Annotated in this window: 21 protein-coding genes; 16 read left to right on the forward strand and 5 right to left on the reverse strand. The window is 50.4% G+C overall.

Translation table 11 applies throughout. The features are described 5' to 3' along the window. Window positions 1-33: 33 nt before the first annotated feature. Window positions 34-753: a phosphate signaling complex protein PhoU gene (gene phoU, locus P1U47_RS04305; protein WP_301027616.1), complete on the forward strand. Its 720-nt coding sequence runs from the start codon at window positions 34-36 to the stop codon at window positions 751-753. Between the two features lie 20 nt (window positions 754-773). On the opposite strand, the gene P1U47_RS04310 is transcribed toward phoU, so the two are convergent. Next, window positions 774-2,282 (reverse strand): AbgT family transporter, encoded by a 1,509-nt coding sequence (locus tag P1U47_RS04310; protein ID WP_301027352.1) that lies wholly within the window; start codon window positions 2,280-2,282, stop codon window positions 774-776. A gap of 188 nt (window positions 2,283-2,470) precedes the next feature. On the opposite strand from P1U47_RS04310, the gene P1U47_RS04315 reads away from it, so the two are divergent. The 7 genes from P1U47_RS04315 (at window position 2,471) to P1U47_RS04345 (ending at window position 10,119) form a co-directional block, all read left to right on the forward strand. After that, the gene (locus tag P1U47_RS04315; protein WP_301027353.1) at window positions 2,471-3,694 is read left to right on the forward strand and encodes an MFS transporter; all 1,224 of its coding nucleotides are present in this window, start codon (window positions 2,471-2,473) and stop codon (window positions 3,692-3,694) included. 337 nt (window positions 3,695-4,031) lie between these two features. After that, complete coding sequence (locus P1U47_RS04320) at window positions 4,032-6,218, forward strand: hypothetical protein (RefSeq protein WP_301027354.1); 2,187 nt, start codon at window positions 4,032-4,034, stop codon at window positions 6,216-6,218. Window positions 6,219-6,276: 58 nt separating this feature from the next. Next, a complete protein-coding gene (locus P1U47_RS04325; protein ID WP_301027355.1) occupies window positions 6,277-6,930 on the forward strand; it encodes a pseudouridine synthase in 654 nt (217 codons plus the stop codon). A 69-nt stretch (window positions 6,931-6,999) separates the two neighbouring features. Beyond that, on the forward strand, window positions 7,000-7,314 hold the full coding sequence (locus P1U47_RS04330) for a DUF2288 family protein (protein ID WP_301027356.1): 315 nt from the start codon (window positions 7,000-7,002) through the stop codon (window positions 7,312-7,314). Continuing rightward, window positions 7,311-7,607: a hypothetical protein gene (locus P1U47_RS04335; RefSeq protein WP_301027357.1), complete on the forward strand. Its 297-nt coding sequence runs from the start codon at window positions 7,311-7,313 to the stop codon at window positions 7,605-7,607. The genes P1U47_RS04330 and P1U47_RS04335 overlap by 4 nt, the downstream gene beginning before the upstream one ends. An 11-nt stretch (window positions 7,608-7,618) precedes the next feature. Further along, complete coding sequence (locus tag P1U47_RS04340; protein WP_301027358.1) at window positions 7,619-9,718, forward strand: GNAT family N-acetyltransferase; 2,100 nt, start codon at window positions 7,619-7,621, stop codon at window positions 9,716-9,718. Between the two features lie 2 nt (window positions 9,719-9,720). Then, window positions 9,721-10,119 (forward strand): HIT family protein, encoded by a 399-nt coding sequence (locus P1U47_RS04345; protein WP_301027359.1) that lies wholly within the window; start codon window positions 9,721-9,723, stop codon window positions 10,117-10,119. Window positions 10,120-10,148: 29 nt separating this feature from the next. Here the strand turns inward: P1U47_RS04345 and P1U47_RS04350 are convergent, their stop codons facing one another. Both P1U47_RS04350 and P1U47_RS04355 read right to left on the reverse strand, forming a co-directional pair. Then, complete coding sequence (locus P1U47_RS04350) at window positions 10,149-12,089, reverse strand: cobalamin-dependent protein (protein WP_301027360.1); 1,941 nt, start codon at window positions 12,087-12,089, stop codon at window positions 10,149-10,151. A 205-nt stretch (window positions 12,090-12,294) separates the two neighbouring features. Next, window positions 12,295-13,563: a CinA family nicotinamide mononucleotide deamidase-related protein gene (locus tag P1U47_RS04355; protein ID WP_301027361.1), complete on the reverse strand. Its 1,269-nt coding sequence runs from the start codon at window positions 13,561-13,563 to the stop codon at window positions 12,295-12,297. Between the two features lie 141 nt (window positions 13,564-13,704). On the opposite strand from P1U47_RS04355, the gene P1U47_RS04360 reads away from it, so the two are divergent. After that, the gene (locus tag P1U47_RS04360; protein WP_301027362.1) at window positions 13,705-14,103 is read left to right on the forward strand and encodes a hypothetical protein; all 399 of its coding nucleotides are present in this window, start codon (window positions 13,705-13,707) and stop codon (window positions 14,101-14,103) included. Between the two features lie 19 nt (window positions 14,104-14,122). Beyond that, on the forward strand, window positions 14,123-14,332 hold the full coding sequence (locus tag P1U47_RS04365; RefSeq protein WP_301027363.1) for a type II citrate synthase: 210 nt from the start codon (window positions 14,123-14,125) through the stop codon (window positions 14,330-14,332). Window positions 14,333-14,366: 34 nt separating this feature from the next. Here P1U47_RS04365 and P1U47_RS04370 read toward each other — a convergent pair whose 3' ends face one another. After that, on the reverse strand, window positions 14,367-14,600 hold the full coding sequence (locus P1U47_RS04370; RefSeq protein WP_301027364.1) for a DUF2789 domain-containing protein: 234 nt from the start codon (window positions 14,598-14,600) through the stop codon (window positions 14,367-14,369). 224 nt (window positions 14,601-14,824) lie between these two features. Between P1U47_RS04370 and P1U47_RS04375 the strand changes: the two genes are divergently transcribed. Continuing rightward, on the forward strand, window positions 14,825-15,232 hold the full coding sequence (locus P1U47_RS04375; RefSeq protein ID WP_301027366.1) for a hypothetical protein: 408 nt from the start codon (window positions 14,825-14,827) through the stop codon (window positions 15,230-15,232). Between the two features lie 83 nt (window positions 15,233-15,315). Here the strand turns inward: P1U47_RS04375 and gltA are convergent, their stop codons facing one another. After that, on the reverse strand, window positions 15,316-16,599 hold the full coding sequence (gene gltA / locus P1U47_RS04380) for a citrate synthase (RefSeq protein WP_301027367.1): 1,284 nt from the start codon (window positions 16,597-16,599) through the stop codon (window positions 15,316-15,318). Between the two features lie 519 nt (window positions 16,600-17,118). Between gltA and sdhC the strand changes: the two genes are divergently transcribed. The 5 genes from sdhC (at window position 17,119) to P1U47_RS04405 (ending at window position 23,469) form a co-directional block, all read left to right on the forward strand. Beyond that, on the forward strand, window positions 17,119-17,493 hold the full coding sequence (sdhC, locus tag P1U47_RS04385; RefSeq protein WP_301027368.1) for a succinate dehydrogenase, cytochrome b556 subunit: 375 nt from the start codon (window positions 17,119-17,121) through the stop codon (window positions 17,491-17,493). Beyond that, a complete protein-coding gene (gene sdhD / locus P1U47_RS04390; RefSeq protein WP_008249933.1) occupies window positions 17,487-17,855 on the forward strand; it encodes a succinate dehydrogenase, hydrophobic membrane anchor protein in 369 nt (122 codons plus the stop codon). Before sdhC ends, sdhD begins: the two co-directional genes overlap by 7 nt. Window positions 17,856-17,858: 3 nt before the next feature. Beyond that, window positions 17,859-19,631, forward strand: coding sequence for a succinate dehydrogenase flavoprotein subunit (sdhA, locus tag P1U47_RS04395; RefSeq protein WP_301027370.1), 1,773 nt, complete (start codon window positions 17,859-17,861; stop codon window positions 19,629-19,631). A gap of 17 nt (window positions 19,632-19,648) precedes the next feature. Then, window positions 19,649-20,365, forward strand: coding sequence for a succinate dehydrogenase iron-sulfur subunit (locus P1U47_RS04400; protein ID WP_008249937.1), 717 nt, complete (start codon window positions 19,649-19,651; stop codon window positions 20,363-20,365). Window positions 20,366-20,634: 269 nt separating this feature from the next. Then, on the forward strand, window positions 20,635-23,469 hold the full coding sequence (locus P1U47_RS04405; RefSeq protein ID WP_301027371.1) for a 2-oxoglutarate dehydrogenase E1 component: 2,835 nt from the start codon (window positions 20,635-20,637) through the stop codon (window positions 23,467-23,469). Window positions 23,470-23,489 lie beyond the last annotated feature (20 nt).

A 23,489-nucleotide genomic window follows, 5' to 3' on the forward strand; every position in this document is an offset into this window, starting at 1 on the left:
AATGTTTGCTGACGTGTTATTGGGAGAATCATGATGAAAGAAAAAAATTCGCACACGCTTCACATATCACAGCAGTTTAATACTGAGTTGGATGATATAAAAACGCGTATGCTCGAAATGGGTGGCTTGGTTGAAAAGCAGGTTGCCGATGCGACCAATGCATTTATGAGCCTCGATACCGGTCTGGCAGAAGACGTGAAGAAGGGCGACAAGATAGTTAATGCGCTAGAAGTCTCTATCGATGAAGACTGTACTATTATTCTCGCGCGGCGCCAGCCAGCGGCGAGTGATTTGCGTTTGGTGTTATCCATTAGCAAAATTCTGAGCGATTTGGAACGAATGGGCGATGAGGCCAGTAAAGTGGCCGATAGTGCGATTAAACTAACCGAATTGGGTGGTTTGCCACGCAGCGTACTCGAAATTCGTCATATTGGTGACCATGTTGCCGGTATGGTGCGCGGTGCGCTAGATGCGTTTGCGCGCTTTGATATTGATCTGGCTTTAGAAGTAGCTGAAGAAGACAAGGCCGTGGATCTTGAGTACGGCACCGCCATGCGCAGCTTAGTGACGTATATGATCGAAGATCCCCGCACAATCTCGTCGGTGTTACAGGTGATGTGGGCATTGCGTTCATTAGAACGGGTTGGCGATCATGCGCGTAACATTGCTGAACATGTTATTTACCTTGTTAAAGGCGCCAATGTTCGCCACGTAAATATTGAAGAAATGGCCGCCACCGTACAAGATCAATAAGCACAATACGGTCGCGAAAATTAAGCCGGACCAAGTGGTAGTCCGGCTGCCAGCCACACGCCTAATAATAGTGACCAGCCCAATAGAAAGCACAGTGAATATGGCAGCATCAGCGCCATTAAGGTTCCCATTCCCGCCGATTTGTCGTGGCGCTGCATAAACGCAACAACAACCCCGAAGTAGGGCATTAGTGGCGTGATGATATTCGTGCTCGAGTCGCCAATGCGGTAGGCCATTTGACTGGACTCGGGATCTACACCAAGTAAATACAGCATCGGTACAAAAATTGGCGCCATTAACGCCCATTTTGCCGACGCACTGCCAATCAATAAATTAATCCCAGCGCTAACCAATACAAAGCTGATTAATAAGCTTGTTTTAGAGAGGGCTAGACCAGCCAGCCACTCTGCGCCATTGATAGCCGCGATGGCCCCAAGCCCAGTCCAATTGAAATAATTGACAAACTGCGCGGCAAAAAACATGAGCACTAAATATCCCGATAGACTCGCTAGGCCTTTTTCCATACCGCCAACCCAGTCGTGCTGGGATTTGAATTTGCCTGTGCCGTAGCCAAAAATAATGCCGGCGATCACCGCGTATATAGCTATGAACACCACAATACCATTTAGCAGTGGGAGTGCGGCGAGGCCGTTGGGGTCTGGGTTGCGCAGAAGGCCGCCGGCCGGCAGTACTAATGCGAACATAATGGCGATAAACCCTAGGCTAAACATCCCAACGCGGCGCAGGGCAAGAGCTTGCTGCTGTATACCGTTAATTGTTGGACTTGCCTCGCCACTAATGTTGGGTTTGGCGAGTCTGGGTTCAACAAATACTTCATTTACCCATGCGCCAGCAAAGGTAATAAACACCGTTGAAACGAGGGTGAAGTAATAATTGGCGCTAGTGAGCACTTGACGCTCTGGCGCGACTAAACCAATAGCTTCGGTCGTGATGCCAGCTAAGATTGCGTCAACCGGCCCCAGCAGTAAGTTGGCGCTGTAACCGCCCGATACCCCCGCAAAGGCAGCGGCTATGCCTGCCAGCGGCGAGCGGCCGGCGGCGCGAAAAATCAGTGCGGCAAGAGGGATTAACACCACGTAGCCCGAATCGAAGCCAATGCTGGACATCACCCCCGCAAAAACAACAAAAGCGCTGAGAAATTTCGGTGGTGCTTTGCTGGCAAGGCGGTGAAGTACACAGGCCAATAAGCCAGATTCTTCAGCCACAGCAATACCGAGTATCGCAACAATAACCGAGCCTACAGGGGCGAAGTGAATAAAATTGGCGACAGCATTGCTAATCATCCAGCGCAGGCCATCACCACTTAATAATGATTTTGCGGCAATGTTGTCGTTGCTAATCGGGTGGGTGGCATTGACGCCTAGGCTCGTAGCGAGGGCAGAGCCGAGGATGATTGCCAGGCTGAAATAAATGAAAAGCAACACGGGATGGGGCAGGCGATTACCCGCCGCTTCTAAGCTGTTGAGCCAGCGCACGCTAAGTGCAGGGCGTTGTGAATTTAGAGCCATGAGTTGGACTTTTCCTTTAAAAGCAGGTTTTCAGTGTATTATGGCGACACTGCAAATAGACTATAAAACACGTACAGCAAAGGCTTTATACTTTGCCAGAATCACCCGATGATAGGAATGTTTTTACAGTGAGTGGAGTTAATCAGAGTTACCTGCAGGACGCGCCGCTTACACCCCGCTGGACTGTCATGATCACACTCTATCTCGCAATGATGAGTGTCGGTATGGGGCAAACGGTCGTGTTTGCCATACTTCCTATGCTCGGCAGGGAGCTTGGTTTAGATCAGCTAGTGTTTAATTTACCTTTTAGTGGGCTGTCGTTTCAGCCCCGCGAAATGGCCATAACTTCGCTCTCAACCTTAACGGCGTTCACTTTCTTTATTGCTGCCCCGCGCTGGGGTCGCCTCAGCGATCGCTGGGGGCGAAAACCACTCATAATTCTTGGCCTGTGTGGCTACACTGTTGGTACCCTCGCGTTTAATGGTGTGGCCTATTTGGGCTTAACGGGAATGTTAGCTGGTGGCATGCTCTATCTATTTTTAATCCTGAGTCGAGCTTTCCATGCGGCGCTTATGTCGGCGACCCACCCAGCCTCAGCGGCGTATATGGTTGATGTAACCTCGGTAAATGAACGCACCCGAGGCATGGGTAAAATGCAGGCGTTTAGTCAGGTTGGTGTAATGATTGGGCCTGCTTTAGCGTGGTTTGTGCACATAAGCTTTTTGGCGCCATTTTTTATTCAAGCTTTTATTACCTTTGTGGTTGGCATGATGGTATGGCGTTACTTACCTGCGCTGCCGCGCATGCCTGACACTGGGGTAAAGGCGGTAAAGCTATCGTATTTTGATCCTCGCTATAAACTTTATATGATGGTGAGTTTCACCGTGTTTTGTTTGGTGGGTATGGTCCAGCAAACCTTGGGGTTTTATTTTCAAGATTTACTTCAGCTTGATAGCGTGCGCTCGGCGCAAACTTTTTCAATGGCCATGGTTGTCTCATCGGTTGCGATGTTGGTGGCTCAGCTTGGTGTGGTCCAGCGCTATGTTGGGCCGCCAATGAAGCTATTGCTATTTGGCTTGCCCTTCATGTGCGTGGGTTATGTGGTGCTGGCAAATTCCACAACACTGCCGTATTTATTGCTTGCAATGGCCCTTATCGGTTTTGGTATGGCGGTAACTGGCTCATCACTAACCGCCAGCGCAACAATGGCTGTCGAGACAGGCGAACAAGGCGGTTTAGCTGGCTTGCTAGGTTCTACAGCTGGGCTGGGTTTTATGCTCGGGCCGCTATTAGGGGGCGCGCTTTATCAGTTGTCGCCAGCCTACCCATATTGGTGTGCAGCGGCGGTGGTGCTGGTGATTCTTGTTGTGCTATTTCGTCATGAGCCAAAGCCATTGAGTCAAGGGAAATAAATGACTGTGACAGTTTGGTTAAATTTTATGCGGAAGCGCCCAGCGCCCATGAGCGCTGCTTTATGGTGGGCATGTACAATGTTATCCACAAGCTTATTCACCTAAATTGGGGAAAACTTTTATTTTGTTCGCTTGCAATCAAAGTTGTCCACAAAGGTAAAGTGAAGCGGGTGAGAATGCGAATAAGGGATTTTGTGGGCTAGTTGTGATTGTTTTCAGGTTTTTACAGGCGTTTAATGGCATGTATTAGAATTAATTGCTAGAAATAAAGAGCAATTAGATATTCTACGTAATGCTTGGCCCTTTTTGGGGTGCCGCACTAAATGAGATGTTGAGTATGGCTAAATTTAATGTGCCAGCGATGTTGCCGCTGTGCTTAGCAATTTTACTTGGGCAAAAAGCGGTTGCCTTGGGCTTGGGGCCCGCAATGCTTGATTCCGAACTAGGCGAGCCGCTATTCGCTCGGATTCCTATTTTTAAGGCCGAAGGCTTAGGGAGCGAGCAATTACTGGTTAGTCTTGTTGCGGTTAAAGACGGCGATAGCGGCGTAGAGGTTGGCTCAGTCGACACCCGCTCCATTTCTGCGGTGGGTGAAGTAGATTTGAGTGGCAACGGCACCATCTATTTGCGGAGTGACCGGCCACTGCGTGAACCATTCCTACATTTCATGCTCAATGTTCGTTGGCCAAATGGCAGTTTAAGCCGTGCCTATACCCTGTTATTTGATCCGCCAACCGATGCTGTAGCCAAAAATACTGCGGGGGTGACATTACTCCAAAATATTGATCGCACCGCGCCGGCAAGTATTGTGAGTAAGCTTGGCAATGGTCCGCGCCGCACCGCGCCTGAGGCTGCAGAGTCGATTGTTAGTGATTCTGCTTTTTATACTACGGTGCGTGGCGACAGTTTGTGGAGCATAGCCCTGCGGCTTGCCAAAGTGAAAAGTGGATCGGCGGCTCTGTGGATGGATCGCTTATACGCGAACAACCCAAAGGCATTTATTCGCGGCAACCGCAATCTATTGAAAGAACGGATGACCCTAGACCTATTTGAAAGCCTGCCGCAGCCGCTGGATACCGATCCTGTTGCGGCAGCACCTGCCAAGCCAACTAAAAACACTAAGGTCGTTGCTACCGGCGCACTCGGTCGACCAAACGGCAGCCTAGGCCTTGATCCGGCTATTGTTAATCGTCGCGAAGATGAAGCAGAGCTTGCTGGAAGTAGTGGCGTTGCCGAAGGCGATGGCGTATTGAGTGAAAAGCAGTTTTTACAGCAAAACCTCGGAGAGGTAGAGGGTGAGGTTGCACGGGTTTCGGAAAATATTGCGCAGATGAGTCAACGACTCGTGGCGTTGCAGGCGCAGTTGGACAATTTAAATAGTCAGTATCAACAAATACGCAATGCCGAAGTGCCCTCTGCGGAGCTCGCAGTAGCCGACCCCGAGCCTGTTGCGGGCACGACTAACATTGAACTGGCCGCCAGTGATGTTGCAATTGACCCTAGTCTTAGTGAGGCTGATTTAACTCTTCCCGCCGAGGCGGCCTCTGAACAGGTTTCAGCAGCTGATTCTGGTACTGCTGCGGTCGGCAGTAATGCAAACCGGGTAAATAATGCGGTTGCACCATCTGGTACTAGTGGCGCTTGGCAGTGGTTGCTACCTTTGGTGGCGCTGGGTTTGGCGGTTTTGCTGTGGCTTCGCCGCTGGACGGTTAGTCGCGATCATGTGGCCAGCAGTGTCGATGTTGATTTAAGCGATGTAAATGCCGCTGTTGCGGCGCGAAAAGATACCTTTAACGATGTGTTTAGCTCTTTAGACTCGCAAGCGAGTGTTATACGTAAGCCGACGACGGATGGCCCTGCCGCACCACTGGGCAATAGTGGTAAAGATGATTTCGACGTTTTCGATACGGCTAGTGTAAAACCGGAAAAAACAGCGTTTGAGATGGCGCCACTGGCTTTGGACGATGAGCTTATTTCTGCCTTAAATAATCCCGCATTCGACGACAGTAAAGAAGACGAACTCGCCGAGGTGCAGACCGATGATTTATTTGCTGAGGTTGAGGCTAATACGGTGGATAACGCTGACGATATTGCCGAGATTGAACTGGACGACTCAATCTTCGCGGCGATCAATAGCGAGACAAGCACAGAATCAGAATTTGATGATTTTGAATTCTCGGAAATCGACGACGATTGGTTGTCCGGAAGTGGCGATGACACCGCTGCATCCGGTGTTGTGGCCAGTGACGATGCAAGGCATCGCGCCGCGGCGGCCATAGAACTCGGCGATTATTTCAGCGCTAAAGGTATTTTGGAAGCTGAAATAATGGTGAGTGACGACGTAGAATTTAAAATGCAACTACTGGATGTCTACGCTCATTGTGGTGATTGCGAGGAGTTTGATGCCCTAGCGCTACAGCTTGAGTTTTCAAACGGCGATGATGAAAAAATGCGTGAAATAGATATTTTGCGCAGCATCCTACTTAATAGCCAAGATGGAGCAGGGAAGCGTCGCGCTGAATAGTATGAATGGGTTGGTAAAACAGGCATACACGCTAATTGAGGATGCCGGAGACTATATCGTGATTGATAAAGGCCCCGGCGTAAATCTGCATCGCAATCAGTCTGCGCAAAGTTTGGTGGATATCCTTAATAATGACTTTCCTGGCCAAGCCATGCATTTGGTGCATCGCCTAGATGATGCGACGTCAGGTTTATTGCTTTTGGCAAAAAATCCTGCCGCAGCCGCGGAGTTGGGGGCGTTATTTGCCAATCGTGAGATTGCGAAATTCTACCTCGCCATTGCCGATGGCAAACCCAGTAAAAAGCAGGGCACGGTCATTGGCGATATTAAAAAAAGCCGCAGTGGCAGCTATCTTTTGAGCCGTACACGCAGCAACCCCTCGGCCACCCAGTTTTTTAGTTATAGCCTCGGCGCCGGGCGCCGCGCTTACCTGCTAAAACCGCACACCGGAAAAACCCATCAATTGCGGGTTGTGATGAAAAGTCTGGGGGTCGCCATATTAGGGGATCGGCGCTATGGTCCGTCAACACAAGACTGCGATCGAATGTACCTCCATGCCACAGCGTTGCGATTTACATTTCGCGGAGAAGTGCGTGAATACGTGTCACTTCCCCAGCGTGGTGAGCTATTTGTAGATCGCGATGGAGGCCTCGCAGCGGCTTTGTTAGACTGCGAGGCGCCGTGGGCACTTGAGTGGCCACGCTTAAATTAGTATCTACCGAACAGCGATTTACAGTGTTTTGCGCTGGGCGGTGTGTAGTCGGAAACGGATAATGAAGAAATGACTGATTTGCCCTCTGAATTAATGATTAAACTAAATCGCGAAACTGCCAAAATTGATTGGCAGGCCTTGCAGCGTTTTTATGCACAAGGTGCGGTGTTGGTGGTTGCACCAGAGCTTGATTTGGTCGCGTCCGCGGTGGCGGTCGCCGAAGATAATAGCCAATATATCGCCGAGCTACTGGCGAAGGGCCTGTTGCAAAAAGCCGACGAAAATCACGCGCAACAGTGGCTGGCAGAGCAAACCGAGGTTTGGGCGGTGGTCGTGGCGCCTTGGGTTTTGGTCCAGCGTGAGCGTAAGCCCTCGCCGCAATGAGTATTCGCACCGATTACCGCGAGGAACTGGCTTGTAAATTAACGCAGTTTTTTAGTGATCAGCAGCAGGGCTTAGACATACCCCCAGCGCAGCTCTACCGGCTTGAAGGGTATATTGAGGCGGGAATCCTCGTTGGATTTATTACTGAGCCAGAAATTAAGCAAAACCTTATCGATCATGCTAAGCAGTATTTAAATAGCGATGTGGCAGAATTTTACCGCCAAGATTACCGCTTGATTCTGCACCTGCGTATGGCAACTGCGCCGGTGTATCCCGGCAATAAATCTCCGTGAGTTTAGGTTTTATGAACGCACCTACGGTGAATGTACCCAGTTTGCTCATGCCGGAATTCTACACGCAATTACGCGCTCAAGGCCTGCATAGCGGCCACCGCTACCTACTGTTTATTTCCGGTGCTGAGGACTGGTGCAAGGACCAGTTGGCTGAGCTGCCAACGGCCCTAGATAATTGTCTGCTACTGGCCAAGCAGCCGCTGTACGGCGTTGAACCTCAGCAAACTAAAAGTCTTTTAGGCCGCGAATACTCCTCGTTGCTAATTAATGCCCATGAACACCAAGACATCAATGCGTGGCTGGCGGCGGCTGGTAGTTTACGCGCCGGTGGCGTGTTGGTGATGCTGTGCCCAACTTTAGATGTTTGGCCGCAGCAGTTTAGTGCTCGCGCGCACTACAGTGCCGTGACAGAATCAGCTTTTATGCAGCGAATATTACACGCTGCGCCCAGTCTGCCAGGGGTGTTCTGTTGGACGCAGGAGCATGGGCTGAGCGGCAACGTGCCGGTGGCTGGAGATGCTTGGCAGCAGCACTTGCCTACGCCAGATCAGCACGGCGTGATTGCGGCAATCCAGCAGGTGGCTTGTGGCCGAGCTAAGCGGCCGCTGCTTATTCGGTCTGATCGGGGCCGCGGTAAAACCAGTGCCCTCGGCTTGGCAGTGGCGCAATTATTCGGCGCGCAGCACTGCCGGCGGGTGTTAATAACCGCGCCAAGTCCGGAGGCGGTGGCAGGGGCATTTGAGCATTTAGCTGGGGCTGCGCCCAATGCGCAAATAACGCCAACACACTGTATTGTGGGCGATTGCATACTGCAGTTTTTGCCCCTCGACGCTGCACTAAAAAGTCGAGAGCATTGGGATTTATTATTGGTCGATGAGGCTGCCGCCCTGCCCGTGGCGAGTTTGCAGCAATTATTGCGTCGCTACTCGCGCCTCGTATTTTCAACCACGGTTCACGGTTATGAGGGCAGTGGTCGCGGTTTCGATATTCGATTTAAGGCCATTTTAGATCGCGAGCGACCGCAGTGGCGGCGTCAGGCAATGCGTGAGCCTATTCGCTGGGCGGCCGATGACCCTCTGGAACAAGCGTTAAATAGCTTATTTCTTCTAAATGCCGAACCCCTCGACAACGATGGTAGCGAGTTACTGCCACGTATTCGCGTGCTAGATCGCTCGGAGCTCAGTGACGAGGGTCTGCTTAGGCAGATTTTTGGTTTACTGGTGCAAGCTCATTATCAAACCACCCCACAAGACTTGCAGTATTTACTAGATGGCGACGCCGAACTGATTGTTGCGACGAGCGGGAGCCGAGTTGTTGGGGTTTGTCAGCTGCTGCCTGAAGGCGGTTTTAGTCTTGAACTGGCGATAGAGATTGTCGCAGGTCGGCGGCGGCCTCGCGGCCATTTAGTTGCCCAACGCTTAGCCCATTTAAATGAGGAATCACGTTATACCACCGCCTGCAGCTTGCGTGTAAACCGTATCGCGGTGGTGGCTGATATGCGCCGTAACGGACTTGGTAAAGCGATGCTGGCAGCGGCAGAAGCGCAAGGGCGCCGCAGGGGCGCGGCGTATTTGTCATCGAGTTTCGCAGCTGATCCTAGCGTTATTGATTTTTGGCTGAGCGAACAGTTTTTACCGGTGTGTTTAGGTAGCCGCCGTGATACCGCCAGTGGTTTGTATTCGCTGATTGTTATTAAGGGCTTGGAGGAGGAATTTGCGGCGGGCGCAGCTAATTTATGTGGCCAGCTACATCGTGATTTGGCGTTGACTTTAAATAGCGTGTACAGCGATATCAGCCCAGCGCTGTTACTAACTTTGCTTGCCGCGAGTAGGAGCGCGACATTGGCGCCACCGGCAGGTGCCCTGCGTGCAGTGCAACGTTACTGTGCGGGTGAATTGATGTTTGAACAGGCGGCGGCAGGCATGTCATGCTTATGTCTACACGGCGATTTAAGGTCGGTTGTCGGCGCTGAATTAGCGGTAGGGCGCGTTATTTTGGGGCAGGGCTGGGCGCTTCTTGCCGAGCAGTACGAACTCTCTGGCCGAAAAGAAATTGAGCAGTGTTTGCGTGATGTTTTTTTAAAAATTATAGCAATAGCGGGTGAGGATTAATTATGTCGACCATATTTACTAAAATTATCGAACGCGAATTACCGGGGCATTTCGTCTGGGAAGATGAAAATGCGGTGGCGATTATGACGATTGCGCCAATACAAGCTGGCCACATCCTCGTTATTCCCCGCGATGAAATAGATCACTGGGACGATCTGCCTGCGCCATTGGCAGCCCATCTGATGAGTGTGGCGCAAACTCTTGCTAAGGCGTTAAAGCAGGCCTTCGTCTGTGAGCGAGTAAGTATGATGATTGTCGGTTTAGAGGTTCCTCATACCCATTTACACTTAGTGCCTATCAATACCATGGAAGACGCGAATTTTGGCAATGCTAAAATGGCTGAAGGAGATGATTTAGCACAGGCTGCGCAAAAGGTTCGCGAGGCATTGGCATCACTTTAAATTCTACGATTTATTAGGAATATTTTTCTTTAGTTTTCTGAACCAAATTGGGTGATTGCTTGAGGTTTGACATTGGGGTGTATGATTCGTACAGGCTGAATCTCATTTTCAATATTAATGATTTCGCCGCGTAACCAGCCGCCACCGTCTGGGTCTTTTAAGATGACACCGACGCCGCCAGGACTTTTAATTTTTAAGGTTTGTCGGTTGGGTAAAAGATTTTCGGCGCAGGGTAGGCTTAGGCAGTCTAGAGCCGTTTTACTGCTTGCCGCATCGAAGTTGAAGTGGTACTCGGTCTCATTCGGTTCACCAACACGCGGGCTAAGCGCTTCATCAAGGTCTAATATGTTGGTGATGGCTGATTGCAGCTCGACGCAGTGTTCCGAGGATAGGTAAGTGAGGACTAAGCGTTTCAATATGGCATACAGTCGCTTGGGGTTTTGTAATATGGCGGAGTATAAACGCGCTCGATTTTCATATACGACCATGCGATCGCCTAAGTCGATATCACTTAATTCACTTTGGTATTCCGTGCACACTGCCCGCAGTAAACCGCGTAGTAGCGGCGCGGTAGTGATATTGCCTTGCAGCGCTAAATAGCGAATGGAAAACGGGAGTAGGTGGCCGTGGGCAAAGAGAATGTGCGCGGTGATAAGGAAATAGCCTTCTATTCCTTGGTCGCGGTTAAAGGTGTGGCAGGCGACCACGTATTCGCCTTTGGCTTTGCCGTAACCTGCTACGGGAATGGTTTCGATTTTATATTCATTGCGCTTTTCGTAAAACTCGGTGCCTGGCAGCAGAGTGTAGGCAAAAATATTTAAATTTGGGAAAGTGCGCAGTAATTGGTCTAGATTTGTTTCAAATTCGGGCAGATTGTCACCAGGTAAACCCCAAATAAGTTCGGCGGCGATCGGTACGCCGGCACTGGCCATTTGTTTGGCAATAGGCTCATATTTGTTGGCGTCCATATTTTTGCGATTGCTTAACTCCAGCGCCAGTGGCGTGAGTGTTTGCAGGGCAAGTTGGTAGTGGGGGAGTAAGCCATTGCGGTGTAATAGCAGTACAATTTCTTGAACCCTAGGGCTGTGCTTTTTAGACCACGAGGTGGCAAAGCTATTGGGTAAGCCGGTCTCAGCTTTGAGCTTGCAAATTAACTGGGCTTTTTCTAAGTCTTCCTTTAAGGCGCCAAAATTTGAATCGGCAAGCCAGATATCTTTAATTCCGGCATCGACGATTCGCCGCCAGTCACTGCGTATCCGCGTCATTGAGAATTGATACATCTTGGTGCCAATTGCGCCGGTACCCCACTCGCAAAAGGCGCATTTAAACGGGCAGCCGCGGCTGGTTTCGTAGGATATTGAGTCGTATAGCGGCTTGCCGTCGGAATCACTCAAGTCGATAGCATCTAGGGCCGATGGCAGTTCATCAAGTTGCGTGCGGCGCTGGCGCTCAGCCGTTTTGATGAGTTTGCCATTGCGTAAGAATGCGAGGCCTTTGACGCTTTCCCAGCTGCCATTTAACGGTGCGTCGAGGATTTCTTGAAAGCTTGATTCACCTTCACCCAAAATAATTAGATCGATTGGATCGTCAAAAAGGTAGTCTTCCGCCTGTTGAACATGGGGGCCGCCGGCAATACATAATACCTCTGGACAGGCTGATTTGATTGAGTGGATTAAACTTAAAAATTCGGCAGCGTTCCACGTGTACATGCTAAAGCCAACGACGGGCCGATGGCCTGCGTTTAATGCCGCGCGTATTTGAGTTAATGCCTTAGCTTGCGCGGTGTGTTGCCACTTGTTAATGGCCTCGCTGTCGCGAAAATGCAGCAATTCAAGGTGGTAGTGTTCGGTGTTGTTACCATAGCGGTGGTAATAGGCTTTTAGTCCGCCGGTGGTGGTCGGCGCCGCCCAAAATTGATCTGAGTCCATGCTGAATAAAAACACTGGGCAGGGTGGCGGCGCTTGAATCATTATTATTGGCTTCCGGTGGGCTAATTACTTGAAGACGGGGCTAAGCGCGCAGTATTTTGCGTGCATATTTATTAGAAGAGTAGCAGTGTTTAGGGTGAGCGCCCATTACTGAAATGTCATGTAAAAAGCAGGGTGGTTTTGGCGTAGCTGTCGTAGCAGTACAGGGTAAGTAAGACTGCTACAACAGGGCTACTAGTAGAGTATATTAGCGCTGGAAACGCTTCATGAGTTGCGGCAGTTCTGGTAAACCCAAAATCTGCCGCCTAACTAGATCGAGGCTCAGTGCGGCTACCCAGCTTTGGAACGCCGTGCGATCAAAGGGCAACTGAAGTTTGATTGCCTTAAGATTTTGTGCCGAACCCCAGGCAATCCAAACGGTGCCCACCGGCTTGTCGGCGCTGCCACCATCGGGGCCGGCAATGCCGGTAACGGCGATTGCTACGTCGGCGCCGGTTGCCTCGAGCGCACCGAGTGCCATTTGCCGAGCAACGTTTTCACTTACTGCGCCATCGCTGGCCAAGCTTTCCTCGGAGACCTGAAGTAGCTGCGCTTTGACGTGGTTAGAGTAGCTAACGATACCCCCCGGAAATACTTGGGAGGCGCCGGCTACGCTGGTCAGCTGGGAGGCAATTAGGCCGCCAGTGCAGGATTCTGCAGTGCACAGCTGCAAATTATTGGCTTTAAGCGCATTTATTGTTGCGGCGGGCAAGCTTATGGGCAATTCACCCAGTAAGTGGTCGGCTAAAAGCTCTGTAACCCTTGGGCTCCACTGCCGCAGTCTGGCGTCGGGATTGCTGCCGCGGGTGGTGAGTTTCACTTCGAGCACGGGCATAGAGGCGCGAAAGCCCAGCTCAATGTCGTCTGGCCAGTCGCGCAAATGACTGTTTACCATCTCTTGAATGCCTGATTCTCCAAGTCCAAAGACGCCAAGGCGCAGAGTTTGAATATGGTCTGAGGGAAACAGTTTATCTAGTGCGGGAATAATTTCTTTGCTAAGCATGGGCCGCAATTCGCTGGGTACCCCAGGGCTTGCGAAAATGAGGCAGTTTTTGTGCGTTAGCTTAATGCCGACGGCGCTACCGCGCTCGTTCGCGATAATGTCGCAGCCCTTGGGTAGCATCGCTTGTTTGTGGTTGGAGGCATTAAGGGGAAAGCCCCGCGCCGTGCACCATTGAGTGAGGTGAGCAAGGGCCTGTGGGTGCTCGCAAATTTCTGTGCCGCTCACGCGCGCAAGCGCGACTGCGGTCAGGTCGTCAACGGTTGGGCCGAGACCGCCATTAATGATCAATACGTCGGCGTCTTCACAGAGTTGGTCAATCTCTGTGCAAAGCAGTGCTAGTTCATCGCCAACGGTGATCTTTTTGCTGATTCGCCAACCGTAGTCTTTTATTTGCTCGGCAATCATGGCTGAGTTGGAGTCAATAATATCGCCAGCCATAAGTTCATTGCCGGTGAGCAGTAGGTGTAGCTTCATTCAGAATTATCCATTATTGGCGTTGTTGAGGGCTGTCGCTAAGTTGTATATTGAACGGGGCTGTCAGCGTAGTCATTCTTTACATAGTAATAGCTTTGCAGGCCAAGCTCTAATTTTTGTCAATTTTGTCGGAGTTTAGCAATGAAGTTGTCGTCTGGTGTTGTTTTGGCGGGTGTAATTGTGGTGGTGTTGGCGGTTTTTGAGTTGTGGCAGTATCTTGATGCTAAAGCGTATCGCGAAACCGTGAATGCTCAACTTATGCAGCTGTCGGCGCGAGTTGATAGTATTGATGAGACGGTGCAGCTTGCACGTAAAGAATTGGAGCAAATGGAGCAATCTTCGCTGGGCGGTTTGATTGAAAATGCCAATGATGCCTTAATTCAGGGGTGGTCGGCGATGATGGATACCGTTGAAAAAGAACTGCAACGAGCGAAGGAGAGTTTAGATAAGCCGGCGCCAAAAATGGACCCTAATAGCGCACCGTCCCAAGGGAAGCAGCCCAGCGCTGGGCCAGACAATGCTGGTGCCGGTGTATTATAAGTTTTGATTTGGAGTTTTTATGCCGGAAATTACACGTCCTGTTAAAGCAATAGAAGTGAACTATGTCTGTGACAAATGCAGCCATGGCATGATGAAACACTGCGGCGATATGGATGCGGCAACTGGTTTGGTGCCTCATCGGTGTATGATCTGTAGCCACGAGCAAAATTTTAAATGGGTGTCTTATCCCAAAATTCGCTATGTTGGTCTAGACGAACACAGTGATTAAAGCCTTGCTTCGTGGCAGGGTCTACGCCTTGGTGTTAGTAGCGCAATCGCGCGTCGAGTTCGTCCACTAACTCAGCCCACTCGGCATCTAAATCGATAGATTCTTTTAGCAACTTCGCCTGCGCGGGTTTCCAAAAACTGGCCTCATGAATTAATAACCCTCTGGGCAAGGGGCGGTGGCGTACAATGAATCGTTCAACTTCTTCGTCGCTGGCGGGTAAGCCGAGCTGCTGAAAAAGTGTATTCATTGTGTGTAATTCGGTTTCCATTGTGTCCTCCGTAGATGAATAGCCGTAGCTAGTGTCCAATATAGAAGACCCCGCGCCGCCTTGCCAGTTTTTGTGTAAATCACAGTGCTTGCTGGTGGTGGGTAGGCTAATAAAATGTGTTGTCTAGTGAATGTTTTCGCTGCTTTATCATCTAAGCTCGATTGAGGTTTTATTGTAGGCTGGCTGGATCTTTCTGTTGGTCGTTGAATATATGTGAGGGTTAAATGGGGAAGTTTGGGCTGATATTGGTTTTTGCAATTGCCTTAATAGCTTGTCAGCCTAAGGAGCCGCGGGCCAGTAAAGTAGTCGGGCCTTCGACCACTAAACTTGCGAACCTTGCTGAGTCTGTGGTTCCAGTGTCGGAGCCGGTGAGTGCGCCCAAGCAAGCTAAATTGGATTTGCGGCTGCCGCAAGACGTAGTCGTGATAACGGCAGAGGCATGGAGTGATGATAGTCGCGGTCGTTACGGGATTAAAGATTGGTTTAGCTCGGACGAGGGGCGAGAGGCGTCGCGATTAAAGTTTAAGTCGAAATTATTACTAAAAGAAAATGCGATGAAGGAAAAGACTATGAGCAGCTACGCTGATAGGGTTGCTGGTGCAGAGCTAGGTTTTGAATATAAAACGCGCTGAAATGGTTTTCGTTGCAGTTAAATTTTAACAATAAAAAAGGCCGCTATTGCGGCCTTTTTTATTGCTGAGCCTAGGCTCCGCGCTTAGCGTTTGTCGAGGCTAACAAAGTCACGTTGCACTGGGCCAGTATACAGCTGGCGTGGACGACCAATGCGGTAGCTACCGCTGATCATTTCATTCCAGTGTGCGATCCAGCCTGGGGTGCGGCCCAAGGCGAAGATAACGGTAAACATGCTAGTTGGAATGCCAATCGCTTTCAGGATAATACCTGAATAGAAATCGACGTTTGGATAGAGCTTGCGGTCGATAAAGTATTCATCTTCCAGCGCAATTTGTTCTAAGCGTTTGGCAATTTTTAGTAGCGGGTCGTTTTCTAAACCAAGTTCAGCCAACACTTCGTCTGCTGCTTGTTTCATCACTTTGGCGCGGGGGTCGAAGTTTTTGTAAACCCGATGGCCAAAACCCATTAAGCGGAATGGGTCGTCTTTGTCTTTTGCTTTAGCGACGAATTCGTCAATGCGCGATGCATCACCAATTTCGTTGAGCATCTCTAATACTGCTTCATTGGCGCCGCCGTGAGAGGGCCCCCACAGTGCTGCGATACCAGCAGAAATACAGGCGAAAGGATTGGCGCCAGTTGAACCGGCGAGGCGCACGGTGGAGGTAGAGGCGTTTTGCTCGTGGTCGGCGTGCAGCAGGAATATTTTATCCATTGCCTTGGCTAATACTGGGTTTACATTGCTTGGCTCACAGGGATTGCCGAACATCATGTGCAGGAAGTTTTCGGCATAGCTCAGGTGGTTCTGCGGGTACATGAAGGGCTGGCCGATGGTGTATTTGTAGGTCATGGCCGCCAAGGTTGGCATTTTTGCTATCAAGCGGATCGCAGAGATTTCGCGATGCTTTTCGTCAGTGATATCCAGCGAATCGTGGTAGAAAGCAGACAGGGCGCCAACGACGCCACACATAATGGCCATGGGGTGGGCGTCGCGACGGAAGCCTTTAAAGAAGGTGCTCATCTGGTCGTTGACCATGGTGTGCATGCGGACTTTATTGACAAATGCTTCTTTCTGATCGGCATTGGGAAGTTCGCCGTAAAGTAACAGGAAGCAGGTTTCAAGGTAGTCAGACTGTTCGGCGAGTTGCTCAATGGGGTAGCCGCCGTGAAGCAGAATGCCTTTATCACCGTCGATATAAGTGATTTTTGACTCGCAGGCTGCGGTAGAAACGAATCCTGGGTCATAGGTAAAGTAACCATTACCCGTCAGGGCGCTGACTTCGATGACGTCGGGGCCGATAGTGCCAGAGTGGACTTTTAGGTCCAGTGTTTTTCCATCGATACTCAGACTTGCTTTCTTATCGCTCATTGTGACGGGCTCCTGTAACTTTTAACTTAGCTTGTGGCGTTAACTCCCTGTGTCTAGCATTCTGCACGGTATTGCGGAAATGTAACACTGGAAGGTCCGCTTGCGCGGGAGTGACAAATATAGAGAGATGAAATGTTTTGTCAACGGTGAGAACATTTTAACGTGCAATTGCGATGGAGGGAATTCTAAATGTTATATCCGGTAGAGTTTTTCTAACAAGCGGGAATTATTGCGCTGAAATTACGCGCTTGAGGCGCGGCTTTTGTTTTTCTATGGCGCCATAATGGTGCGAAATGGTTGCTTAAGCCTTTGATATTGGAGTTTTTTGCAAGCAATTCTTGGTGTAGGTAGGGGTTTGTAATTACGCGGCCTTGGCCCTATAATGCCCGGCGTTTCTTGTCGGGTTTGCAAAGGCCCAACCAACAGAGGCACAGTCGGACGAATAAGTCCGCAGATTGATTGATCCACTCCCTTTAAACCGCTCGAGTTTCGGGCCAGAAATTAAAAGTGTGGCAAACCGTGAACGATAAACGACCTGTAAATCTGGATATCGGGACAATCGCGCTGCCGATTACCGCATATACCTCTATTTTGCACCGCGTAAGTGGTGTGTTTCTTGTAGCTGGCGTCGCCCTGCTATTTTGGTTGCTTGGTACCAGTCTTGATGGTCCAGAGGGCTTTGGGCAGGCTAAAGCGTGCTTGGCGTCATTCTGGGGTAAGTTGAGTCTATGGGCCGTGTTAATCGGTTTGAGCTATCACTCTGCTGCCGGTGTTAAGCACTTGGTAATGGACGCCGGTATCGGTGAGTCTATGGAAGGCGGTGAAACTGGCGCGAAATTAGTGCTGGCTGTCACAGCGGTGTTGGTTGTACTTGCGGGGTTGTGGATATGGTAAATTCAGTAACGAATTTGGGTCGCAACGGCTTAGCGGATTGGCTGGTGCAGCGTGTCAGTGGTGTTGTACTGCTGGCTTATATGTTAGTAGTTGGTTTTTACCTGCTTTGTAGTGGTTCAGATTTAAGCTACGAGCAGTGGAGCGGCTATTTCGATAGCACTTTTATGCGTGTGTTTAGTACCGCAGCAGTATTGTCCATTGTGTCTCATGCATGGATTGGTTTGTGGTCGGTATCGACTGACTATTTAACAGAGCGACTAATGGGTGGCCGAGCGACGGTTTTACGCTTGGCATTTCAGGCAGCTTCGGCTGTTGTGTTGTTCACCTACCTCGTTTGGGGCATCCAGATTCTTTGGAGTTAAGCAATGGCTAATATTCGTACAATTTCTTTTGATGGTGTGATTGTTGGTGGTGGCGGTGCGGGTATGCGCGCGGCACTGCAGTTGGCGCAGTCAGGCTATAAAACAGCAGTAATCTCTAAAGTATTCCCAACGCGTTCACACACGGTGTCTGCTCAGGGTGGTATTACCTGTGCAATTGCCAGCTCGGATCCACAGGATCAGTGGCAGTGGCATATGTATGACACCGTTAAGGGTTCTGATTACATTGGTGATCAAGAAGCCATTGAATATATGTGTCAAGTTGGTCCAGAAGCGGTTTACGAGCTGGATCACATGGGTATGCCTTTCTCGCGCACCGAAGAAGGCCGTATTTATCAGCGTCCTTTTGGTGGTCAGTCTAAGAATTTTGGTGAGGGCGGTCAGGCTGCTCGTACCTGTGCTGCTGCCGACCGTACCGGTCACGCGCTTCTGCACACTCTTTATCAGGGCAACCTGAAAAACAATACTGTGTTTTTCAACGAGTGGTACGCCACTGACTTGGTGAAAAACGAAGACGGCGAAGTCGTTGGCGTTATTGCGATTTGCATCGAAACTGGCGAAGTGGTTTACGTTAAGTCTAAGGCGACCGTATTTGCTACCGGTGGTGCTGGCCGTATTTACGCCTCTACTACCAATGCCCATATCAACACTGGCGACGGCGTTGGTATGGCTTTGCGCGCTGGCTTCCCAGTGCAAGATATTGAAATGTGGCAGTTCCACCCCACCGGTATTGCCGGCGCGGGTGTACTTGTTACTGAAGGCTGTCGTGGTGAGGGTGGTTACCTCGTCAATAAAGACGGCGAGCGTTTCATGGAGCGCTACGCGCCAAACGCCAAAGATTTGGCCGGTCGCGACGTTGTTGCCCGCTCTATGACCCTAGAAATTCTTGAGGGTCGCGGTTGCGGTCCCAATGGCGATCACGTTTACCTAAAGTTGGATCACCTTGGTGAAGAGGTTCTTGAGAGCCGCCTGCCAGGTATCTGTGAGCTGTCTCGTACCTTTGCTCACGCCGATCCGGTAAAAGAGCCAGTGCCAGTAGTTCCTACTTGTCACTATATGATGGGTGGTATTCCCACCAATGTTAACGGTCAAGCTTTGACGGTTGATGCAGATGGCAATGACACTGTTATTCCTGGTTTGTTTGCCTGTGGTGAAGTGGCCTGTGTATCAGTACACGGCGCTAACCGTTTGGGCGGTAACTCACTGCTGGATCTCGTGGTGTTTGGTCGCTCTGCGGGTTTATATATCGAGAAGAGTCTGCGTGAAGGCATCGAAATGCGCGATGCTTCCGAGGCCGATATTGAACGCGCAATGAGCCGTTTGAACAAAATCAACAACACTACCGGCGGCGAAAGTGTTTCGGCGCTGCGCACCGAGTTGCAAACCATTATGCAGAATCACTTCGGCGTATTCCGTCGCGGTGACTTTATGCAAGAAGGCATCAAAAAGCTGGCCGAGCTGCGGGTTCGTATTGATAACGCGCACTTGGAAGACAAGAGCAATGCCTACAATACTGCGCGTATTGAAGCCCTTGAATTACACAATTTGTTTGAAGTGGCAGAGGCTACGGCGATTGCTGCTGAAGCACGTACTGAGAGCCGCGGCGCTCACGCTCGTGAAGACTTCACTGATCGCGATGACGAAAACTGGTTGTGCCACTCTGTCTACTTCCCAGCCGACAAGCGGGTAGGTAAGCGGGCGGTTAACTTCACGCCGAAAACTCGTGAAGCGTTTGCACCAAAAATTCGTACGTACTGATTCAGGGGAAAACGAACATGTTGAAAGTCAGTCTCTATCGTTACAATCCTGAAGTTGATCAGGAACCGTACATGCAAGAAGTGGAACTGGATACCGGTGGCAAAGACCTCATGGTATTGGATGTTCTTGAACTGTTAAAAGGCAGCGATCCGTCGTTGGCTTACCGCCGTTCGTGCCGTGAAGGTGTGTGTGGTTCCGACGGTATGAATATCAACGGCAAAAACGGTTTGGCCTGCGTTACGCCAATTTCCGAAGCTCTGAAAAACGGCAAAGGTGGCAATAAGCTGGTTTTGCGTCCGCTGCCAGGCTTGCCAGTTATTCGCGACCTCGTTATCGACATGAGTCTTTTCTATAAACAGTATGAAAAGATTAAGCCTTTCTTGCTGAATGACACGCCAGCGCCAGCCATTGAGCGTCTGCAGTCACCGGAAGAGCGCGCTAAGCTGGACGGCTTGTACGAGTGCATTCTGTGCGCGTGCTGCTCAACTGCTTGCCCATCTTTTTGGTGGAATCCAGATCGCTTTATTGGCCCAAGCGGCTTGCTGCAGGCTTACCGCTTTTTGGCGGACAGCCGTGATACCGCAACAGAAGAGCGCTTGAGTGATCTAGATGATCCATTCAGTGTGTTCCGTTGCCATGGCATTCAGAACTGTGTGAACGTTTGTCCTAAGGGCTTGAACCCAACAAAGGCAATCGGTCATATTCGGAATATGTTGCTAAGCAGAGCAACCTAAGTATTCCCCCAGCTTCGGCTGGGCTATAACACTCTGCGGAAAGTTAGTCCTCGGGCGCTGTTTACGAGCAGCGCCAGAAAAAATACAACTCGGTGCTTACCGGCACTTTACGAGCTAAAAAGCGTATTAAGAGGGAAGGAACGTTCCCTGTGGTGCGAGTCGGTTCTGCGGCGTACACTGAATGCCGCGGGGCTACACAGGATGAGAAAGGCCTTATCGGGCAATTCATCATTCGGACTGCCACTTCCCTTGTTACTAGGTGGACAGGAATGCAGAAAAATTCAATGGAGCTACTGTGGAAAAGCTCCCATATATCAGGCGGAAATGCGACTTACGTAGAAGAGTTGTATGAGGCCTTCCTCACAGATCCAAACGCCGTTTCTGACGAATGGCGCAGCTATTTTCAACAATTACCCCGCGTTAGTGAAAACACAACTCACGATATTCCCCATTCGCCGATCCGCGAACATTTTGCACAGTTAGCAAAAGCACCAGTTCGCTACAACGGCGCAGTTAATAACGAAGTCAGCGATCACGAGCGCAAGCAAGTCCGAGTGATTCAACTGGTTAGCGCCTATCGTCAGCGCGGTCATCAGGAAGCCCAATTAGACCCATTAGGTCTGTGGCAGCGGTCCCGCGTGCCAGATCTTGAGTTGCAATACCACCAATTAAGCGAAGCCGATTTTGATACTGTGTTTCAAACCGGTAGTCTTTACATAGGTAAAGACCAAGCGACTTTGCGCGAAATATACGACGCCTTGCGCGCCACCTACTGCCGCTCGGTTGGCCCTGAATTCATGCATATTGTCGACACGCGCGAGCGCACGTGGATTCAGCAGCGCATGGAGAGTGTTCGCTCTCAGCCCCAGTATGGTTTGGAAACTCGCACCCATCTACTTGAGCGTTTAACCGCCGCAGAGGGCTTGGAAAAGTCGCTGGGTTCAAAATACCCAGGTACTAAGCGCTTTGGTTTGGAGGGCGGCGAAAGCCTGATTCCAATGATGGACGCGATGATTCAGCGCGCCGGCGCTTATGGCGCCAAAGAGATGGTTATTGGTATGGCCCACCGTGGCCGCCTTAACCTCTTAGTGAATATCTTGGGTAAAAACCCAGCAGAATTGTTTGATGAATTTGAAGGCAAGGTTAAATACCAAGGCTCTGCCGACGTTAAATACCACCAGGGTTTTTCGTCGAATGTGATGACCCCAGGTGGTGAGGTGCATTTGGCACTGGCCTTTAACCCGTCTCACTTGGAAATTGTTTCGCCAGTGGTAGAGGGTTCGGTGCGAGCGCGTCAAGACCGACGTAAAGATCCTATTGGCGACAAGGTAGTGCCAATTGTACTGCACGGTGATGCGGCTTTTGCCGGTCAGGGTGTGGTTATGGAAACCTTCCAGATGTCGCAAACCCGCGCCTATAAAACTGGCGGCACGGTGCACATTGTTATTAACAACCAAGTTGGTTTTACCACCAGCCTGCAAGAAGATGCGCGCTCTACGGAATACTGTACTGATGTTGCAAAAATGGTACAGGCGCCAATCTTCCACGTGAATGCCGATGATCCAGAAGCGGTGCTGTTTGTCAGCCAAATGGCTGCTGACTATCGCCAAGAGTTCAAGAAAGACGTTGTTGTCGATCTGATTTGCTATCGCCGTCGTGGTCATAACGAAGCGGATGAGCCATCCGGCACGCAGCCCTTGATGTACAGCAAAATTAACAAGCAGAAAACCACACGCGAACTTTACGTGAATAAATTGCTTGAAGAGGGCGCTATCGATCAGGCTCTTGCAGACAAAATGGCTGATGATTACCGTCAGGCGCTAGACAACGGTGAACACGTTGCTAAGAGTCTGGTGTTACAGCCTAACTCTGGACTGTTTGTTGATTGGACCCCTTATCTTGGTCACGCTTGGGATGTCGCCGGCGATACCACCATTGATAGCAAGGTTTTAAAAGAGGTTTCAGATGCAGTGAACGCGGTGCCTGAGGGTGTTGTGGTTCAGCGTCAAGTAGCAAAAATATACGAAGATCGCCGTAAAATGGCCGCGGGTGCAATGCCGATCAACTGGGGCTTTGCTGAAGTCGTAGCGTATGGTTCACTCTTAAAACAAGGGCATAAGGTTCGCTTGACGGGCCAAGACGTTGGTCGTGGCACCTTCTCTCACCGCCACGCGGTATTGCACAGCCAAAGTGATGGTCGTCGCTATGTTCCATTGCAGAACATGAGTGAAGATCAGCCAAGCTTTGATATTTTTGACTCCTTGCTGTCAGAAGAAGCGGTATTGGCCTTCGAGTATGGTTATTCCACTACGCAGCCAGATGCATTGGTTATTTGGGAGGCGCAGTTTGGTGACTTCGCCAACGGTGCTCAAGTTGTGGTTGACCAATTTATTAGTAGTGGCGAGTTGAAGTGGGGCCGCTTATGCGGTTTGACGATGCTCTTGCCACACGGTTATGAAGGTCAGGGCCCCGAGCATTCATCTGCGCGTTTGGAGCGTTTCCTGCAATTGTGTGCAGAGCACAATATTCAGGTGTGCATACCGTCAACCCCCGCGCAGGTTTTCCATATGCTGCGCCGCCAAGCAATTCGTCCGCTACGGCGGCCGCTGGTGGTTATGTCGCCGAAGAGTTTGTTGCGTCACAAAGAGGCGGTGTCGACCCTTGAAGAATTGACTACCGGTCATTTCCAAAACGTGATTGATGAAACCGATGACATCGATAAGTCTAAGGTTACGCGGATGATAGTGTGCAGCGGAAAGGTCTACTACGATCTGCGCGCCGCCCGCCGTGAACACGGTAAAGACTCGATTGCTATTGTGCGTTTAGAGCAGGTTTATCCCTTCCCGTACGATGATTTACGCAATGCGATTGCCCAGTATCCCAATCTGAAAAAAGTCGTTTGGTGTCAGGAAGAACCTCGCAACCAAGGTGCGTGGTATAACAGCCGGCACCGTATGGCGCGGGTTATTCGCAGCTTTAAGCCTGAGAAAAATCTGCTGTTGGGTTATGTAGGCCGTGAACCTTCAGCATCGCCAGCTGCGGGTTATATGGCGTTGCACTTGGCACAGCAAGAGAAATTTATCACGCAGGCCCTTAAGCTTTAAGGGCCGTAACCTTATACAGA

Origin of the sequence: Zhongshania sp. (genome assembly GCF_029212375.1) — a bacterium.
Classification (GTDB): domain Bacteria; phylum Pseudomonadota; class Gammaproteobacteria; order Pseudomonadales; family Spongiibacteraceae; genus Spongiibacter.

What these genes read in the sequence shown, in the direction of transcription:
- P1U47_RS04330 (WP_301027356.1), top strand. Translation starts at nt 7,000, where the DNA reads ATGACTGATTTGCCCTCTGAATTAATGATTAAACTAAATCGCGAAACT.
- P1U47_RS04360 (WP_301027362.1), top strand. Translation starts at nt 13,705, where the DNA reads ATGAAGTTGTCGTCTGGTGTTGTTTTGGCGGGTGTAATTGTGGTGGTG.
- sdhD (WP_008249933.1), top strand. Translation starts at nt 17,487, where the DNA reads ATGGTAAATTCAGTAACGAATTTGGGTCGCAACGGCTTAGCGGATTGG.
- P1U47_RS04340 (WP_301027358.1), top strand. Translation starts at nt 7,619, where the DNA reads ATGAACGCACCTACGGTGAATGTACCCAGTTTGCTCATGCCGGAATTC.
- P1U47_RS04345 (WP_301027359.1), top strand. Translation starts at nt 9,721, where the DNA reads ATGTCGACCATATTTACTAAAATTATCGAACGCGAATTACCGGGGCAT.
- P1U47_RS04355 (WP_301027361.1), bottom strand. Translation starts at nt 13,563, where the DNA reads ATGAAGCTACACCTACTGCTCACCGGCAATGAACTTATGGCTGGCGAT.
- P1U47_RS04310 (WP_301027352.1), bottom strand. Translation starts at nt 2,282, where the DNA reads ATGGCTCTAAATTCACAACGCCCTGCACTTAGCGTGCGCTGGCTCAAC.
- P1U47_RS04320 (WP_301027354.1), top strand. Translation starts at nt 4,032, where the DNA reads ATGGCTAAATTTAATGTGCCAGCGATGTTGCCGCTGTGCTTAGCAATT.
- P1U47_RS04400 (WP_008249937.1), top strand. Translation starts at nt 19,649, where the DNA reads ATGTTGAAAGTCAGTCTCTATCGTTACAATCCTGAAGTTGATCAGGAA.
- P1U47_RS04350 (WP_301027360.1), bottom strand. Translation starts at nt 12,089, where the DNA reads ATGATTCAAGCGCCGCCACCCTGCCCAGTGTTTTTATTCAGCATGGAC.
- sdhA (WP_301027370.1), top strand. Translation starts at nt 17,859, where the DNA reads ATGGCTAATATTCGTACAATTTCTTTTGATGGTGTGATTGTTGGTGGT.
- P1U47_RS04365 (WP_301027363.1), top strand. Translation starts at nt 14,123, where the DNA reads ATGCCGGAAATTACACGTCCTGTTAAAGCAATAGAAGTGAACTATGTC.
- phoU (WP_301027616.1), top strand. Translation starts at nt 34, where the DNA reads ATGAAAGAAAAAAATTCGCACACGCTTCACATATCACAGCAGTTTAAT.
- gltA (WP_301027367.1), bottom strand. Translation starts at nt 16,599, where the DNA reads ATGAGCGATAAGAAAGCAAGTCTGAGTATCGATGGAAAAACACTGGAC.
- P1U47_RS04375 (WP_301027366.1), top strand. Translation starts at nt 14,825, where the DNA reads ATGGGGAAGTTTGGGCTGATATTGGTTTTTGCAATTGCCTTAATAGCT.
- P1U47_RS04370 (WP_301027364.1), bottom strand. Translation starts at nt 14,600, where the DNA reads ATGGAAACCGAATTACACACAATGAATACACTTTTTCAGCAGCTCGGC.
- P1U47_RS04315 (WP_301027353.1), top strand. Translation starts at nt 2,471, where the DNA reads ATGATCACACTCTATCTCGCAATGATGAGTGTCGGTATGGGGCAAACG.
- P1U47_RS04405 (WP_301027371.1), top strand. Translation starts at nt 20,635, where the DNA reads ATGCAGAAAAATTCAATGGAGCTACTGTGGAAAAGCTCCCATATATCA.
- P1U47_RS04335 (WP_301027357.1), top strand. Translation starts at nt 7,311, where the DNA reads ATGAGTATTCGCACCGATTACCGCGAGGAACTGGCTTGTAAATTAACG.